The sequence below is a fragment of the Ramlibacter monticola genome (genome assembly GCF_016722785.1).
Taxonomy (GTDB): domain Bacteria; phylum Pseudomonadota; class Gammaproteobacteria; order Burkholderiales; family Burkholderiaceae_C; genus Ramlibacter; species Ramlibacter monticola.
Map to the genome: position 1 here is coordinate 872,629 of NZ_JAEQNE010000001.1, position 14,517 is coordinate 887,145.

General features: G+C 69.5%; 14 protein-coding genes. 9 read left to right on the forward strand and 5 right to left on the reverse strand.

Features of this window, described 5'->3' with window-relative positions:
• Positions 1-108 precede the first annotated feature (108 nt).
• Together JJ685_RS04060 and JJ685_RS04065 are read right to left on the reverse strand one after the other, a co-directional pair.
• Complete coding sequence (locus tag JJ685_RS04060) at positions 109-1,041, reverse strand: electron transfer flavoprotein subunit alpha/FixB family protein (protein ID WP_201672914.1); 933 nt, start codon at positions 1,039-1,041, stop codon at positions 109-111.
• Between the two features lie 162 nt (positions 1,042-1,203).
• Positions 1,204-1,953: an electron transfer flavoprotein subunit beta/FixA family protein gene (locus tag JJ685_RS04065; protein ID WP_201672915.1), complete on the reverse strand. Its 750-nt coding sequence runs from the start codon at positions 1,951-1,953 to the stop codon at positions 1,204-1,206.
• A 266-nt stretch (positions 1,954-2,219) separates the two neighbouring features.
• Between JJ685_RS04065 and JJ685_RS04070 the strand changes: the two genes are divergently transcribed.
• The 3 genes from JJ685_RS04070 to JJ685_RS04080 all read left to right on the forward strand — a co-directional run bounded on the left by JJ685_RS04070 (position 2,220) and on the right by JJ685_RS04080 (position 5,100).
• On the forward strand, positions 2,220-3,236 hold the full coding sequence (locus tag JJ685_RS04070; RefSeq protein WP_201672916.1) for a TRAP transporter substrate-binding protein: 1,017 nt from the start codon (positions 2,220-2,222) through the stop codon (positions 3,234-3,236).
• 89 nt (positions 3,237-3,325) lie between these two features.
• Positions 3,326-3,811, forward strand: coding sequence for a TRAP transporter small permease (locus tag JJ685_RS04075; protein ID WP_201672917.1), 486 nt, complete (start codon positions 3,326-3,328; stop codon positions 3,809-3,811).
• Positions 3,808-5,100, forward strand: a complete 1,293-nt coding sequence (locus JJ685_RS04080) for a TRAP transporter large permease (protein ID WP_201672918.1) — start codon at positions 3,808-3,810, stop codon at positions 5,098-5,100. The genes JJ685_RS04075 and JJ685_RS04080 overlap by 4 nt, the downstream gene beginning before the upstream one ends.
• 147 nt (positions 5,101-5,247) lie before the next feature.
• Here the strand turns inward: JJ685_RS04080 and JJ685_RS04085 are convergent, their stop codons facing one another.
• Genes JJ685_RS04085 through JJ685_RS04095 form a run of 3 tightly spaced genes read right to left on the reverse strand, consistent with a single transcriptional unit; the run spans position 5,248 to position 8,262 of the window.
• Positions 5,248-6,513 carry a mechanosensitive ion channel family protein gene (locus JJ685_RS04085; RefSeq protein ID WP_201672919.1) on the reverse strand — a complete coding sequence of 422 codons (1,266 nt, stop codon included), beginning with the start codon at positions 6,511-6,513 and terminating at the stop codon, positions 5,248-5,250.
• Between the two features lie 23 nt (positions 6,514-6,536).
• Positions 6,537-7,316, reverse strand: coding sequence for an enoyl-CoA hydratase (locus tag JJ685_RS04090; protein ID WP_201672920.1), 780 nt, complete (start codon positions 7,314-7,316; stop codon positions 6,537-6,539).
• Entirely contained in the window at positions 7,309-8,262 is a 954-nt protein-coding gene (locus JJ685_RS04095) for a histone deacetylase family protein (protein ID WP_201672921.1), read from the reverse strand. Before JJ685_RS04095 ends, JJ685_RS04090 begins: the two co-directional genes overlap by 8 nt.
• Positions 8,263-8,307: 45 nt before the next feature.
• On the opposite strand from JJ685_RS04095, the gene JJ685_RS04100 reads away from it, so the two are divergent.
• The 6 genes from JJ685_RS04100 to JJ685_RS04125 all read left to right on the forward strand — a co-directional run bounded on the left by JJ685_RS04100 (position 8,308) and on the right by JJ685_RS04125 (position 14,514).
• Entirely contained in the window at positions 8,308-9,228 is a 921-nt protein-coding gene (locus JJ685_RS04100; RefSeq protein ID WP_201672922.1) for an AAA family ATPase, read from the forward strand.
• An 86-nt stretch (positions 9,229-9,314) separates the two neighbouring features.
• Positions 9,315-10,265, forward strand: a complete 951-nt coding sequence (locus JJ685_RS04105; protein ID WP_201673688.1) for a DUF58 domain-containing protein — start codon at positions 9,315-9,317, stop codon at positions 10,263-10,265.
• On the forward strand, positions 10,259-12,265 hold the full coding sequence (locus JJ685_RS04110) for a transglutaminase family protein (protein ID WP_201672923.1): 2,007 nt from the start codon (positions 10,259-10,261) through the stop codon (positions 12,263-12,265). Before JJ685_RS04105 ends, JJ685_RS04110 begins: the two co-directional genes overlap by 7 nt.
• Positions 12,265-13,395: a lytic murein transglycosylase B gene (gene mltB, locus JJ685_RS04115; protein ID WP_201672924.1), complete on the forward strand. Its 1,131-nt coding sequence runs from the start codon at positions 12,265-12,267 to the stop codon at positions 13,393-13,395. Before JJ685_RS04110 ends, mltB begins: the two co-directional genes overlap by 1 nt.
• Positions 13,392-14,015, forward strand: a complete 624-nt coding sequence (locus JJ685_RS04120; RefSeq protein ID WP_201672925.1) for an HD domain-containing protein — start codon at positions 13,392-13,394, stop codon at positions 14,013-14,015. Before mltB ends, JJ685_RS04120 begins: the two co-directional genes overlap by 4 nt.
• Positions 14,016-14,151: 136 nt before the next feature.
• Positions 14,152-14,514, forward strand: coding sequence for an STAS/SEC14 domain-containing protein (locus tag JJ685_RS04125; RefSeq protein ID WP_201672926.1), 363 nt, complete (start codon positions 14,152-14,154; stop codon positions 14,512-14,514).
• Positions 14,515-14,517: the final 3 nt, after the last annotated feature.

Genomic DNA, 14,517 nt, shown 5'->3' on the forward strand with positions numbered 1-14,517 from the left:
CGCTCCTTCCCCCGCTGGGGAAGGCTGGGATGGGGGCGCTCGGAACTGCGATGGGCGCGGGGAGTGCCCCCACCCCAGCCCTCCCCCGGAGGGGAGGAGTGGATGGCCTTACAGGGCCTTGACCAGTTCGGGCACCGCCTGGAACAGGTCGGCTTCCAGCCCGTAGTCGGCCACGCTGAAGATCGGCGCTTCCGGATCCTTGTTGATCGCCACGATCACCTTGGAGTCCTTCATGCCAGCCAGGTGCTGGATCGCGCCGCTGATGCCGCAGGCGATGTACAGCTGCGGCGCGACGATCTTGCCGGTCTGGCCCACCTGCAGGTCGTTGGGCGCGTAGCCGGCGTCCACCGCGGCGCGCGAGGCGCCGATGGCCGCGCCGAGCTTGTCGGCCAGCGGCTCCAGCACTTCGTGGAACTTCTCGCTGGAGCCCATGGCGCGCCCGCCGGACACGATGATCTTGGCGGCGGTCAGCTCCGGACGGTCGCTCGCGGCGATCTCCTGGCCCAGGAACTTCGACTTGCCCGCGTCGGCCGTGGCGCTGGCGCTCTCCACCGCGGCGCTGCCGCCGGTGGCGGCCGCCGGGTCGAAGGCGGTCGTGCGCACCGTGAGCACCTTGACCTTGTCGGCGCTCTGCACGGTGGCGATGGCGTTGCCGGCGTAGATCGGGCGCTCGAAGGTGTCGGGGCTGTCGACCTTGGTGATGTCGGAGATCTGCGCGACGTCCAGTTTGGCGGCCACGCGCGGCGCGATGTTCTTGCCGCTGGCGGTGGCCGGGAACAGGATGTGGCTGTAGTTGCCGGCCAGCGCCAGCACCTGCGCGGCCATGTTCTCGGCCAGGCCGTGTTCGAACTGGGCGCCGTCGGCGTGGATCACCTTGGCCACGCCGGCGATCTGCGCGGCGGCCTTGGCGGCTTCGGCGGCATTGGCGCCGGCCACCAGCACGTGGACTTCACCGCCGCAGGCAGCAGCGGCGGTCACTGTATTGAGGGTCGCGGCACGGACGTGCGCGTTGTCGTGTTCTGCGATGACGAGGGAGGTCATGAGGGCTTCCTATGTTCAGTCAAAACCGAATACCGAACGCAGAGGGCGCAGAGGTCACGCAGAAGACGCAGAAAAATCCTTTGAAGGTTTTCATTGTCTTTTCTGCGCCCTTTGCGAATCCTTTGCGTCCTCTGCGTTCGGCTGTTGGGTTTTTTCCGCTGCTTAGATCACCTTCGCTTCGTTCTTCAGCTTCTGAACGAGCGTGGCCACGTCCGGCACCTTCACCCCCGCGCCCCGCTTGGGCGGCTCGGAGACCTTGAGCGTCTTCAGCCGCGGCTTCACGTCCACGCCCAGGTCCTCGGGCTTGAGCGTCTCCAGCGGCTTCTTCTTGGCCTTCATGATGTTGGGCAGCGTCACGTAGCGCGGCTCGTTCAGGCGCAGGTCGGCGCTCACCACGGCGGGCAGCGCCACTTCCAGCGTCTCCAGGCCACCGTCGACTTCGCGCGTGACCTTCGCCTTGCCGTCGGCCACTTCGATCTTGGAGGCAAAGGTGGCTTGCGGCAGATCGGCCAGCGCCGCCAGCATCTGCGCGGTCTGGTTGCAGTCGTCGTCGATGGCCTGCTTGCCCAGGATCACCAGGCCCGGCTGCTCCTTGTCGACCAGGGCCTTCAGCAGCTTGGCCACGGCCAGCGGCTGCAGTTCCTCGTCGGTCTGCACCAGGATGGCCCGGTCGGCGCCGATGGCCATGGCCGTGCGCAGCGTTTCCTGGCACTGCTGGACGCCGCAGGACACGGCGATCACCTCGGTGGCGACGCCCTTTTCCTTCAACCGCACGGCCTCTTCGACCGCGATCTCGTCGAAGGGGTTCATGCTCATCTTGACATTGGCAATGTCCACACCGCTGCCGTCCGACTTCACGCGGACTTTCACGTTGTAGTCCACCACCCGCTTGACCGGGACCAGGACCTTCATCTGGGCACTCCTGACTATTGAAGGGGGAGAATTGACGTTGACGTAAACTGGAATTCTATTCGCGAGGCCGGATCTGCCTCCCGAGCCGGCATGGTGCCATGCTGCAGCACCGCAAAATAGTACGACCGTTCGATTTGAATTATAGGGGTCGACCGGGGTCCCGCCAGCCCCCTCCCGCCGAGGGGGCCCCCCTGCGGGTTAGTCAGGACGGGCGGCCTTAGGGCAGAGCCTTACAGTGCCACGCACCCTTGCAAGGAGTTCGTTGGATGAATCGCTGCCTGCTTTCCGCCGCCACCCTCGCCTTCCTGGCCGCAGCCGCTCCGGCGGGGGCCCAGACCGTGCTCACCGCTTCGAGCTGGGTGCCGCCCACCCACTCCCTGAGCATCGCCCAGAAGGAATGGTGCGACCTGGTCGAAAAGAACAGCGCGGGCAAGGTCAAATGCAACGTCCTGCCGCGGGCCGTGGCGAACCCGCCGGGCACCTACGACGCGGTCAAGAACGGGCTGGCCGACGTCTCCTTCACCGTGCACGGCTACACGCCCGGGCGCTTCGTCCTGACCCAGCTGGCCGAGATGCCCTTCCTCGGCGACTCCGCCGAGCCGCTGTCGGTCGCCTTCAACAAGGTGGCCCTGAAGAACCCGCAGTTCGTCCAGGAGCACCAGGGCGTGCACGTGCTGGCCTTCTTCACCCACGGGCCCGGGATCGTCTTCAATACCAAGAGGCCGGTGACCCGGCTGGAGGACCTGCAGGGCCTCAAGTGGCGCGTGGGCGGCGGCATGGTCAACGAGATCGCCAAGGTGCTGGGCATGAACGTGACCCTGAAGCCCGCCACCGATTCCTACGAGCTGCTGTCCGGCGGGGTGATGGACGGGACGCTGTTCCCGGCCGAATCGATCGAGTCCTTCAAGATCGACAAGATCATCAAGTACGCCACCACCTTCCCCGGCGGCCTCTACAACACCAGCTTCGTGTTCATGATGAACCCCGGCACCTACGCCAAGCTGGGCCCGGCGGAGAAGAAGGCGGTGGACGACGCCTCCGGCGAAATGGCGGCGCGCATCTTCGGGCGCAACTGGGACAAGGTGGACCGCCGCGCCTACGGCCTCATGCAGGCCAACAACGTGCAGGTCACGAAGGCCGATGCCAAGTTCGTGTCGGACGTCAAGGGCAAGACTTCCGCGCTGGAGCAGAAGTGGGTCAAGGACGCCGAGGGCAAGGGCCTGAAGGACGCGGCCAAGGTGCTCGCCGAGTTCCGGTCGGAGATCGCGAAGCAATCGAAGTAGGTCCCCCGGCGACTCTGGTAGAAAGGCGGCACCCGGGGCCACCCGGTGCCGCTTTCGTTTGCATGGGCGAGGGGACGCTTCCAACCAAAATGAACAAGATCCTGGATCTGCTGTGCGGGCTGCTGTCGGGGGCGGCGCTGTTCGCGATCATGGCGCTGACCTTCTTCGACGTGCTGGGCCGCAAGTTCCTCTCCAACTCGATCCCCGGCTCGCTCGAGGTGACCGAGCTGCTGATGGTGGTGGTGATCTTCGGGGCGCTGCCGCTGGTGTCGCGGCGCGGCGAGCACGTCGAGTTCGACTCGCTCGATCCCTACCTGCCGCCCTGGGTGCGCCGGGCCCAGGCGGTGCTGGTGCACCTGCTGTGCGCGGCCGTCCTGCTGGCGCTCGCCGGGCTGATGTGGCGCACCGGCGGCCAGTTCGCCGAGAGCGGCGAGACCACGGCGCAACTGCAGATCCTGAAGGCGCCGTTCCTCTACGGCATGAGCGTCCTGTGCGGCGTGACCGGGCTGGTGCACCTGTGGCTGCTGCGCGGGCAGCCCGTGGAGCGGCCCGAAGGCGAAGGGGCCGCCCTGTGACCGCGGCCCTGCTCGGATTCGGCGCGATCTTCCTGCTCGCCCTGCTGCGGGTGCCGCTCGCCTTCGCCATGGGCCTGGTCGGCTTCGCCGGCATCGGCCTCACCCGCGGCTGGCAGCCGGCGCTGGCCAGCACCGCGCAGGTGGTGTACGAGACCGGCTTCGCGTACACGCTGTCGGTGATCCCCCTGTTCATCCTCATGGGCAACTTCGTGGCCCGCGCGGGGCTGGCGCACGAGCTGTTCGCGGCGGCCTATGCCTTCATCGGCCACCTGCGCGGCGGCCTGGCGCATGCGACGGTCGCCGCCTGCGCCGGCTTCGGGGCGATCTGCGGCTCCTCCATCGCGACCGCGGCCACCATGAGCAAGGTGGCGTACCCGTCGATGCGCAAGCTGGGCTACAGCGATTCGCTCTCCACCGGGGTGATGGCCGCGGGCGGCACGCTGGGCATCATGATCCCGCCCTCGACGATCATGGTGATCTACGGCATCGTCACCGAGACCAGCATCGGCAAGCTGTTCGCGGCCGGCGTGATCCCGGGGCTGCTGACGGCGGCGCTCCTGATGGGGGCCATCGTCGTCATCACCTCCCGCGACCCCGAGCACGCGCCGGCGGGCGAACGCATGTCCTGGCCGCAGCGCTGGCGCGCGCTGCGCGGCATCTGGGGCGTGCTGGTGCTGGTGCTGGTGGTCCTGGGCGGCATCTACGGCGGCTTCTTCACCGCCACCGAGGGCGCCGGCTTCGGCGCCGCCGGCGCCTTCCTGTTCGCGCTGCTGCGGCGCAGGCTCACCTGGGGCGACCTGTTCGAGGTGCTGGCCGAGTCCGCGCGCACCACGGCGATGCTGTTCACGCTGCTGATCGCCGCGACCCTGTTCGCCAACTTCGTGAACTTCACCACCCTGCCCGGCGACCTCAAGGACTGGATCACGCACCTGGGGCTGTCGCCCACCATGATCGTGGTGGCGATGATGGCGATCTACGTGGTGCTGGGCACCGTCATGGAAGAACTGACGATGGTGCTGCTGACGATCCCGCTGTTCTTCCCGATCGTGACCTCGCTCGGCTTCGACCCGGTGTGGTTCGGCGTGCTGATCGTGATGATCGTGCAGATCGGCCTGATCTCGCCGCCGGTGGGGATGAACCTGTTCGTCCTCAACGCCCTGCTGCCCGGCGTGGGCCTGCGCCACATCTTCCGCGGCTGCTGGCCCTTCGTGGCCGTGATGGTGCTGATGCTGGGCGTGCTGATCGCGTTCCCGCAGCTCAGTTTGTGGTTGCCGTCGCTGATGAAGTGAGGAAAAAACCAGACAGCCGAACGCAGAGGGCGCAGAGGGTACGCAAAGGGCGCAGAAAAATCCTTTGAAAAAATGCTTTCAAGGTCTTTTCTGCGCCCTTTGCGTACCTCTGCGCCCTCTGCGTTCGGTATTCCTTTTTAAACCGGCTCAGCTCGATGCAGGACCGCTGGCAGACCCCGACTGCACCATGTGCACCACCCGCTGCGGGTAAGGGATGTCGATGCCGGCCGCGCGCAGGCCCTCCAGCACCCGGATGTTCACCTCGGAGATGACGTTGCCCGAGCCGTTCTGCGGGTCGGCGATCCAGAAGACCAGGCGGAATTCCAGGCCGTCGGCGCCGAAGCGCACCAGGTTCACGCCCGGGCCGGGGTCCTCGATCACGCGCGCCGCGCCGCGCGCGGCCTCCAGCAGGATCCGGCGGACCTCCTCGACGTCCGCCTCGTAGCTCACCGCCACGTCGGTGGTGAGCAGCACCTTGGGATCGGCCAGCGACAGGTTCTCGATCCGTTCGGTGATCAGCTTCTCGTTGGGCACCACCGACTCGCGCCCGTTGAGCGAACGGATCAGCGTGTAGCGCGTCTTGATGTCCGTGACCACGCCCTCGAAGTTGTCGACCCGCACCGTGTCGCCGATGCGCAGGCTGCGCTCGGCCAGGATCACGAAGCCGCTCACGTAGTTGGCCGCCAGCTTCTGCAGGCCGAAGCCGAGGCCGACGCCCAGCGCGCCGCCCAGCACCGACAGCGCGGTGAGGTCCACGCCCACCGCCGAGAGCGCGAACAGGAAACCGATGACCAGCAGCACGGCGCGGATGGCATTGCCTGCCACCTTGCGCAGGGACAGGTCGCTCACCGCGTCGCGCAGCACCTTGCGCTCCAGCGCCGCGGAGATCCACAACACCAGCACCATGACCAGGCCGGAGGAGAGCGCCCCTTCCAGGATCGTGCGCAGGCTGACGTGCGACTTGCCGAAGGCGAACTCGATCTTGTCCATCTCCGCCAGCACGGGGGGCAGCAGGCCCAGGATCCACAGCGCCGCGGCCAGCCAGGCCACCCAGGAGAACAGGCGCTCCACCAGGCGCGCCAGCGCGGAATGCGGGAAGACCAGCGTGAACACGCGCGCCAGCAGCCGGATGCCGGCCAGCGCCACCAGGATCGGCACCGCGATGCGCAGCACCGGCACGGGCTGGAAGCGCCCCTGCGCCAGCATCATCGTGTAGGTGAGGCCCAGCGCCAGCAGCGGGAACAGCAGGCCGTCGACCAGGGCCCGCCCGAACCATACCGAGTCGCCGCGCCGCCGGCGCCCGACCAGCCAGCAGATGCCATAGGCGACCAGCAGGCTCGCGGCCAGCGTGCCGAATTCCCATGGCGTCGCGCCGCGATCCAGGTCGCGGATGAATCGCCGCAGTTCGTCCATCCCCTGCGCCAGCCCCTTCCCCGTCACTTGTTCCAGTTCGGTTTTCTCTTTTCGGTGAAGGCGGTCACGCCCTCCAGCGCGCAGCCGTCCATCATGTTCGCGGCCATCGTCTGCGCCGCCAGCTGGTAGGCCGCCTCGATGCCCATCTCGCGCTGGCGGTAGAACAGCTCCTTGCCCATGGCCAGCGCGAGCCGCGGCTTGGCCAGGATGCTGTCCACCAGCCGGGCGATTTCCGCATCCACCTGCCCGGGCGCCACGGCATGGTTCACCAGCCCGCGCGCGCGCGCCTCCGTGGCGTCGATGAATTCGCCGGTCACCAGCATCTCCATCGCCTGCTTCGCCGGCACGTTGCGCAAGAGCGGCACGCTGGGCGTGGAACAGAACAGGCCGTAGTTCACGCCGCTGACCGCGAAGCGCGCCTCGGTCGAGGCGACCGCGAGGTCGCACTGCGCCACCAGCTGGCAGCCCGCCGCCGTGGCGATGCCCTGCACCCGCGCGATCACCGGCACCGGCAGCTTCTGGATCGCCAGCATCATGCGGCTGCACTGCGCGAACAGCTTCTGGTAGTAGGCCAGTTCCGGCCGCGCGATCATTTCCTTCAGGTTGTGGCCGGCGCAGAAGGCCTTGCCCTGCGCCGCGAGGACCACCGCCCGCACGCCCTCGTCGCCCGCCAGCCGGTCCAGCGCGGACTGCAGCGCGGCGATCATCTCCTCCGACAGGGCGTTGAAGCTCGCCGGCCGGTTCATGGCGAGCGTGACCACCCCGCGCGCGTCGCGGCTTTCCAGCAGGGCGGCCTCAGACATCGGCCAGCACCCGGATGTGCGCCTCGACGCTGCGCCCCAGGGCGCTCAGGTTGTAGCCGCCCTCCAGGCAGGACACGATGCGGCCCTTGGCGTGCCGCTTGGCGACGTCGCGGATCTTCTCGGTCATCCACGCGTAGTCCGCCTCCACCAGCCCGAGCTGGCCGAGCTCGTCCTCGCGGTGGGCGTCGAAGCCGGCGCTGATGAAGATCATCTCCGGCGCGAACGCCTCGAGGCGCGGCAGCCACAGCGTGTCCACGATTTCACGGATCGCGGGACCGCGCGTGTAGGCGGGCACCGGCACGTTCACCATGTTGTCCGCATTGGGGGACTCGCCGCTGTACGGGTAGAAGGGGTGCTGGAAGATGCCCACCATCAGCACGCGCTCGTCGCCGGACAGGATGTCCTCGGTGCCGTTGCCGTGGTGCACGTCGAAATCGACCACCGCCACCCGCTCCAGGCCGTGGCGCTCCAGCGCGTAGCGCGCCGCCACCGCGACGTTGTTGAAGAAGCAGAAGCCCATCGCGCGGCTGCGGCACGCGTGGTGGCCGGGCGGACGCACCGCGCAGAACGCGTTCTCCAGCTCGCCGGCCATCACCGCGTCGGTGGCGGCCATCGCGGCGCCGGCGGCGCGCAGGGCGGCGCTCCAGGTGTGGCGATTCAGCGCGGTGTCAGGATCGATGTGGAGGTGGTCCAGGCCGCCCGCGTCCTCCTGCTCGCGCAGTTCGTCCGCCAGGCCCCGGATGCCCGCCACATGCATGCGGTCGTGGGCCAGTTCCAGCGTCTCGGTGCTGGCCAGCGGCGCTTCGCGGCGCTCCACGACGTCCAGCAGGCGCGACGCCAGCATGCGGTCCTCGATGGCGTCGAGCCGCTCCGGACACTCCGGATGGCCGTGCCCCATGTCATGTCTCCGGCAGTCCGCGTGCGTGTAAAAGCCCGTCTTGTGCATCACCCCACCTCGGCCACGTTCGAAATTCGGATAAGGTCGCGTTTCATGGAAGCACGACAAAAACTCAAAACGCTCCTGGACCAGCTTAACACGGTGATCGTCGGCAAGCCGGCGCAGGTCCGCGACTGCGTGGCCTGCCTGCTGGCGGGGGGGCACCTGCTGATCGAGGACGTTCCGGGGGTGGGGAAGACGACGCTGGCGCACGCTCTGGCGCGCGCCTTCGGGCTGCAGTTCTCGCGGGTCCAGTTCACGGCGGACCTGATGCCCAGCGACCTGTCGGGTGTATCGGTCTACGACCGCGGGCGCGAGAGCTTCATCTTCCACCCGGGCCCGATCTTCGCCCAGGTGCTGCTGGCGGACGAAATCAACCGCGCCAGCCCCAAGACCCAGAGCGCGCTGCTGGAAGCGATGGAGGAAAAGCAGGTGACGGTGGAAGGCGAGACCCGCGGCCTGCCCTCGCCGTTCTTCGTGATCGCCACCCAGAACCCGCACGACCAGCTCGGGACCTTCGCCCTGCCCGAATCGCAGCTGGACCGGTTCCTGATGCGCATCTCCCTGGGCTATCCCGACCGCGCCGCCGAACGCGCGCTGTACTCCGGCGCGGACCGGCGCGACATGGTCGAGGAGCTGGGCAACACGCTGTCGCCGATCGAGCTGCAGTCCATGCAGCAGAAGGTGCTGCAGGTCCACGCGGCCGAGCCGCTGCTGGACTACGTGCAGGACCTGGTCGCCGCCAGCCGTTCGGGCCGCTGGTTCCTGCAGGGCCTGAGCCCCCGTGCCGGCATCGCCGTGATCCGCGCGGCCAAGGCGCAGGCCCTGTTGTCGGGCCGCGACTACGTGGCGCCGGACGACGTCCAGGCCATCCTGCCGCAGACCGTGGCGCACCGGCTCATCCCTGTGGGCGACGCGGGGCGCGGCCCGGTGGAGCAGGTCCGCGCGATGATGGAGGCGGTGCCATTGCCATGAAAGAAGCGGTTCCGCGTTCGGCGTTCAGCCTTCGGCGTGCGGGAGCGGACACGCCCGAGGGTCGGCGCTCGACGTGGAACCAGGCGATGCGGGTGCGCGAGCGCATCCAGCACTGGTGGGAATCCCGCCTGCCGCACACCGACACGCTCACCCTCACCCAGCGCAACGTCTACATCCTGCCCACGCGTCCCGGCTTCATGCTGGCGATCACCCTGCTCGTGCTGCTGGTGGGCTCGATCAACTACCAGCTCAATCTGGGCTATCTCCTGACCTTCCTGCTGGCCGGCAGCGCCGCCGTGGGCATGCACGTGTGCCATGCCACCCTGCGCGGGCTGACCCTGAACCTGATGGCCCCGGCGCCGCAGTTCGCCGGCGCCAGCACCGCGCTGTCGGTGGTCCTGAGCAACAGCCGGCGCTCGGTGCGGCACGGCATCGGCCTGGCGGTGCTCGACGTGCGCCACCGCGACCGCTGGACCTGGACCGACGTGCCGGCCCAGGGCAGCTGCACCGTGCAGGTCGCCTTCCGCCCCGAACGGCGCGGGCTGCACCGGGTGCCGCCGCTCACCGCGGAAACGCGCTTCCCGCTCGGCACCTTCCGGGTCTGGACGGTGTGGCGGCCGGCGGCGCAGGTGCTGGTGTATCCCAAGCCCGAGGTGCACCCACCGCCTCTGCCGCCTGGCGAGCCGCGCGCCGGCGGGCTTGCGGTGTCCAAGGTGCAGACCACCGGGGAATTCGAAGGCGTGCGCGCCTACCGGCGCGGCGACCCCATGAAGATGGTGGTCTGGAAGAAGGTGGCCAAGTCGAACGAGCTGGTGAGCCGCGACACCCTGCAGGCGCAGCGCCACGAGCTGTGGCTCGACGAGGCGCTGGCCGGCGTCGCCGAGCGCGAGGCGCGGCTGTCGCGCCTGGCGGCCTGGGTGCTGCAGGCCGACAAGCTGGGTCAGAACTACGGCCTGCGCGTGGCCGGCCAGCAGATCCCGCCCGGCACCGGCGAGGCGCACAAGCGCCGCTGCCTGGAGGCCCTGGCGCTGTGCTGAAGGTCGGCGCCCGCCTCGCCGCCCTGCCGCGCGACGGCCGCGACACCCTGTTCCTGCTGGCCGTGATCGGCTGGGTGGTGCTGCCCCATGTCGGGCACCTGCCCTGGTGGTGTTCGGCCTTCGCCGGCACCGTGCTGGTGTGGCGCGCCACGCTGGCCATGAAGGCCAGGCCGCTGCCGGGCCGCTGGTGGGTGGCGACCCTGCTGATCGCGACCGTGGCCGGCACCTGGGCGACGCACGGCACCGTGCTGGGCCGGGATGCCGGCGTGACGCTGATCGTCGCCCTGCTGGCGCTGAAGACCCTGGAACTGCGGGCGAAGCGCGATGCCTTCGTCGTGTTCTTCCTGGGCTTCTTCACGATGCTCACGAACTTCTTCTTCTCGCAGTCGCTGCTGGTCGCCTTCGCGATGCTGCTCGGGCTGCTCGGCCTGCTGACCGCGCTGGTCAACGCGCACATGCCCGTGGGCCGGCCGCCGCTGCTGGAGGCGGCGCGCACCGCGGGCTGGATGACGCTGCTGGGCGCCCCCGTGATGGGCGTGCTGTTCATGCTGTTCCCGCGCTTCGGGCCGCTCTGGGGCATCCCCAGCGACGCCATGAGCGGGCGCAGCGGCCTCTCGGCGCAGATGGAGGTCGGCGCGATGGCCAGCCTGGCCCTCGACGAGGGGGTCGCGCTGCGGGTCAAGTTCCTGGACGGCCCGCCACCGCAGCGCGACATGTATTTCCGCGGCCCGGTGCTGAGCGAGTTCGATGGCCGCGAGTGGCGGCCGCTGCTCTCGCGCCTGGCCACGCGCTTCCCCCCGCCCCGCCTGGCCGACCCGCACCTCACGGGCTCCGGCATGCCGGTGCGCTACCAGGTGACGCTGGAGCCCAGCAACCGCCCCTGGCTGCTGACGCTGGACGCCGCCGCCGAAGCGCCCATCGTCCCGGGCGTCGAGGTGGCGATGACCAGCGAGCTGCAATGGGTGGCCAACCGCCCCGTGGTCGACCTGCTGCGCTACGAGGCGGAGAGCTTCCTCAGCTTCCGCCACGGCCCGCAGTCGCGCAACGCCGTGCTGCCCGAGTACCGGCAACTGCCGCCCGGCCGCAACCCGCGCACCCTGGAACTGGCCGCCACGCTGCTGCGCGACAACCCGCGCGATCCGGCCGCACTGGTGCAGGCCGCCCTGCGCCGCCTGCGCAGCGGCGACTATGTCTACACCCTCGAACCCGGCGTCTACGGCGAGGACACCGCCGACGAATTCTGGTTCGACCGCAGGCAGGGCTTCTGCGAGCACATCGCGTCCGCCTTCGTCGTGCTGATGCGCGCCATGGGCATCCCCGCCCGCATCGTGACCGGCTACCAGGGCGGCGAGCTGAACGCGCTGGACGGCTTCTGGGTGGTGCGGCAGAGCGACGCGCACGCCTGGACCGAAGTCTTCCTGGACCGGCGCGGCTGGGTGCGGGTGGACCCGACCTCGGCCGTCGCGCCGGCGCGCACGGGCTCGCTGCAACGGCTCGCGGCCTCGCGCGGGGTGCTGGCCACCGCCATCGAGACGGTGAACCCGAACCTCTCGGCCCTGCTGCGCACGACCTGGGAGGCGCTGAACAACAGCTGGAACCAGTGGATCCTGAACTACACGCAGAGCCGCCAGCTCAACCTGTTGCGCAACCTCGGCTTCGAGTCCCCCGGCTGGGAGGACCTCGCCCGGCTGCTGATCGGCCTGATCGTCGCCGCCGCCGGCCTGGGCGCCCTGTGGACCTGGTGGGACCGGCGCCAGCACGACCCCTGGCTGCGCCTGCTGGGCCGGGCCCGGCGCCGCCTGCGCGGCGCGGGCGTGGAAATCGGGCGCGCCACCCCCCCTCGCCAAATCGCAAATCTTGTCACGAGCCAATTCGGCCCGGATGCGCGACCATTGGCGGACTGGCTGCTGAAGCTGGAAGCGCAGCGTTATGCGCCGGCCAGCCCCGCCAGCCTCACCGCGCTGCGGCGCGAATTCCACCACCTCGCCTGGCCCCGTTGATGCTGCCCGTCCGCCTCCTGTCTTTCGCCTTCCTGCTGCTGCCGCTCGCCGCGCCGGCGCAGTTGCCGCCGCCCGCCGGCGAGGAACTGGTGGCCGCAGCCAAGGGCGCCCGGCCCGCCGGCCGCGCGAAGAAGCCGCCCCAACGCAGCGGACCGCCCTACGCCGAACGCGAGGACGCGATGCGCTTCGCCGAGGACGTCGCGGCGCGCCGCGACATCGATCCCGAATGGGCGCGCGGCATGCTGGGCCAGGCGCAGAACCTCGCGGTGGTCTCGCGCCTGATGCAGCCGCCGCCCGCGGCCCAGCCGAAGAACTGGGCGGTGTACCGCAGCCGCTTCATCGACCCGGTGCGCATCCGCGCCGGCGTGCGCTTCTGGGAGGAGCACCGCCGCACCCTGGAAACGGTGGAACAGCAGTACGGCGTGCCCGCCGAGATCATCGTCGGCATCGTCGGCGTGGAGACGATCTACGGCCAGCAGATGGGCGACTTCCGCATCCTCGACGCGCTGGCCACGCTGGCCTTCGACTTCCCCGCGAGCCACCCGCGCGCGGCCGAACGGAGCCAGTACTTCCGCGGCGAGCTGGAGCAGTTCCTCGCCTTCCACTACACCGCCAAGAGCAGCCCGCTGAAGCCGCGCGGCAGCTACGCCGGCGCCTGGGGCATGCCGCAGTTCATGCCCAGCAGCCTGGCGCGCTGGGGCGTCGACCAGGACGGCGACAAGAAGGTGGACCTGGCGAACAGCCCGGACGACGTGATCGCCTCGGTGGCCAACTACTTCAAGGGCTACGGCTGGAACACCGGCATGCCCACCCACTACCCGGTGCAGCTCGACCAGGAGAAGCTGCAGCTGGACGCCCTGCTCGCGCCCGACATCCTGCCCACCTTCAGCGCGGCGAGCTTCCAGGCCAAGGGCGCGGTGCTGGAGGGGCCGGCGCTGGAACACAAGGGGCCGCTCGCGCTGATCGAGTTGCAGAATGGCGCAGACCCGCCGACCTACGTGGCGGGCACGGAGAACTTCTACGTGATCACGCGCTACAACTGGTCGAGCTACTACGCGATGGCGGTCATCGAACTCGGCCGCGAGGTGAAGGAAGCGCTGGCGCGCCAGCAGACCGCAGGTACCCCATGAGCGTCAGCAGCGCTTCCTGGCAGCGCCTGTGGCGCGAGCTGGGCGCCGAACCCGTGCCCGCGGGCCTGTACAACCAGCTCGTGGCCGCGTACAGCGAAGCCCACCGGGAGTACCACACGCTGCAGCACCTGCGCGCCTGCCTCGCGCATTTCGAGGCCGCGGCCTCGCTGGCGCAGCACCCGGCCGAGGTCGAGCTGGCGCTGTGGTTCCACGACGCCGTGTACGACCCGGGCCGCCCCGACAACGAGGCGCGCAGCGCCGAATGGGCCTGGCGCAGCATCCTCGCCGCCGGCTGCGGCGAGGAGGTGGCCCAGAGGGTGCAGGCCCTCGTCCTGGCCACCAAGGGCCACGCCCCCAGCGAGGACCCCGACACCCGCCTGCTGCTGGACATCGACCTGGCGATCCTCGGCGCGGCGCCGGCGCGCTTCGACGACTACGACCGGCAGATCCGCGCCGAGTACGGGCACCTGCCGGAGGCGGAGTTCCGGGCCGGCCGCGCCGAGGTCCTCGCCGCCTTCCTCGCCCGACCGCGCATCTACCTCACGTCCGCCTTCCACGACGCGCTGGAGCACCGCGCGCGGGAAAACCTGGGGCGCACGCTCGCCGGCCTCCAGGCCTGATCCGACCCTGGCGGCGCCGCGTGGTGCACCTCACGCGGAGTAGGTTACTTCCGTAACACCCCCCATCGGAGTGACTTCCGACTCACAGGTGCCGCACACCGTCTGGCAAATTCGACCTGCCATGACAGAAACGGTGATGAATTTCGACCTTTTCGTCGGGAATGAGGTCGACCATGCCCGCGTCGAGGTGGCGGGGCATCCCTCCTTCGACCAGCTCGTGTCCTTGCTCCACCTGCTGGGCGTGGACAGCGGCGGCTGGGAGCACCCGGTGCTGCTGCTGGACCTGCGCGAGATGCAGACTCGGTTCACGCCCGAACAGCAGGTCTGCATCGGCCGGGAGGCCGCCCTGAGCCTGGCGCACCTGCGCAGGGTGGCCGCGGTGGTACAGCCGGAGCGCATCACGCGCGTCGCCGAAAAGGCGGCGCGGCGCAACGGAACCAACATCCGCGTGTTCGCCGAGGAGGCCGCCGCGCTCGCGTGGCTGCGCGCCCCGGGCTGAGGC

Excerpts from the sequence above, each read along its gene's own strand:
- JJ685_RS04075 (WP_201672917.1), top strand. The coding sequence starts at position 3,326 with ATGAACAAGATCCTGGATCTGCTGTGCGGGCTGCTGTCGGGGGCGGCG.
- JJ685_RS04085 (WP_201672919.1), bottom strand. The coding sequence starts at position 6,513 with ATGGACGAACTGCGGCGATTCATCCGCGACCTGGATCGCGGCGCGACG.
- JJ685_RS04095 (WP_201672921.1), bottom strand. The coding sequence starts at position 8,262 with ATGCACAAGACGGGCTTTTACACGCACGCGGACTGCCGGAGACATGAC.
- JJ685_RS04065 (WP_201672915.1), bottom strand. The coding sequence starts at position 1,953 with ATGAAGGTCCTGGTCCCGGTCAAGCGGGTGGTGGACTACAACGTGAAA.
- JJ685_RS04070 (WP_201672916.1), top strand. The coding sequence starts at position 2,220 with ATGAATCGCTGCCTGCTTTCCGCCGCCACCCTCGCCTTCCTGGCCGCA.
- JJ685_RS04120 (WP_201672925.1), top strand. The coding sequence starts at position 13,392 with ATGAGCGTCAGCAGCGCTTCCTGGCAGCGCCTGTGGCGCGAGCTGGGC.
- mltB (WP_201672924.1), top strand. The coding sequence starts at position 12,265 with ATGCTGCCCGTCCGCCTCCTGTCTTTCGCCTTCCTGCTGCTGCCGCTC.
- JJ685_RS04125 (WP_201672926.1), top strand. The coding sequence starts at position 14,152 with ATGAATTTCGACCTTTTCGTCGGGAATGAGGTCGACCATGCCCGCGTC.
- JJ685_RS04090 (WP_201672920.1), bottom strand. The coding sequence starts at position 7,316 with ATGTCTGAGGCCGCCCTGCTGGAAAGCCGCGACGCGCGCGGGGTGGTC.
- JJ685_RS04105 (WP_201673688.1), top strand. The coding sequence starts at position 9,315 with ATGCGGGTGCGCGAGCGCATCCAGCACTGGTGGGAATCCCGCCTGCCG.
- JJ685_RS04100 (WP_201672922.1), top strand. The coding sequence starts at position 8,308 with ATGGAAGCACGACAAAAACTCAAAACGCTCCTGGACCAGCTTAACACG.
- JJ685_RS04060 (WP_201672914.1), bottom strand. The coding sequence starts at position 1,041 with ATGACCTCCCTCGTCATCGCAGAACACGACAACGCGCACGTCCGTGCC.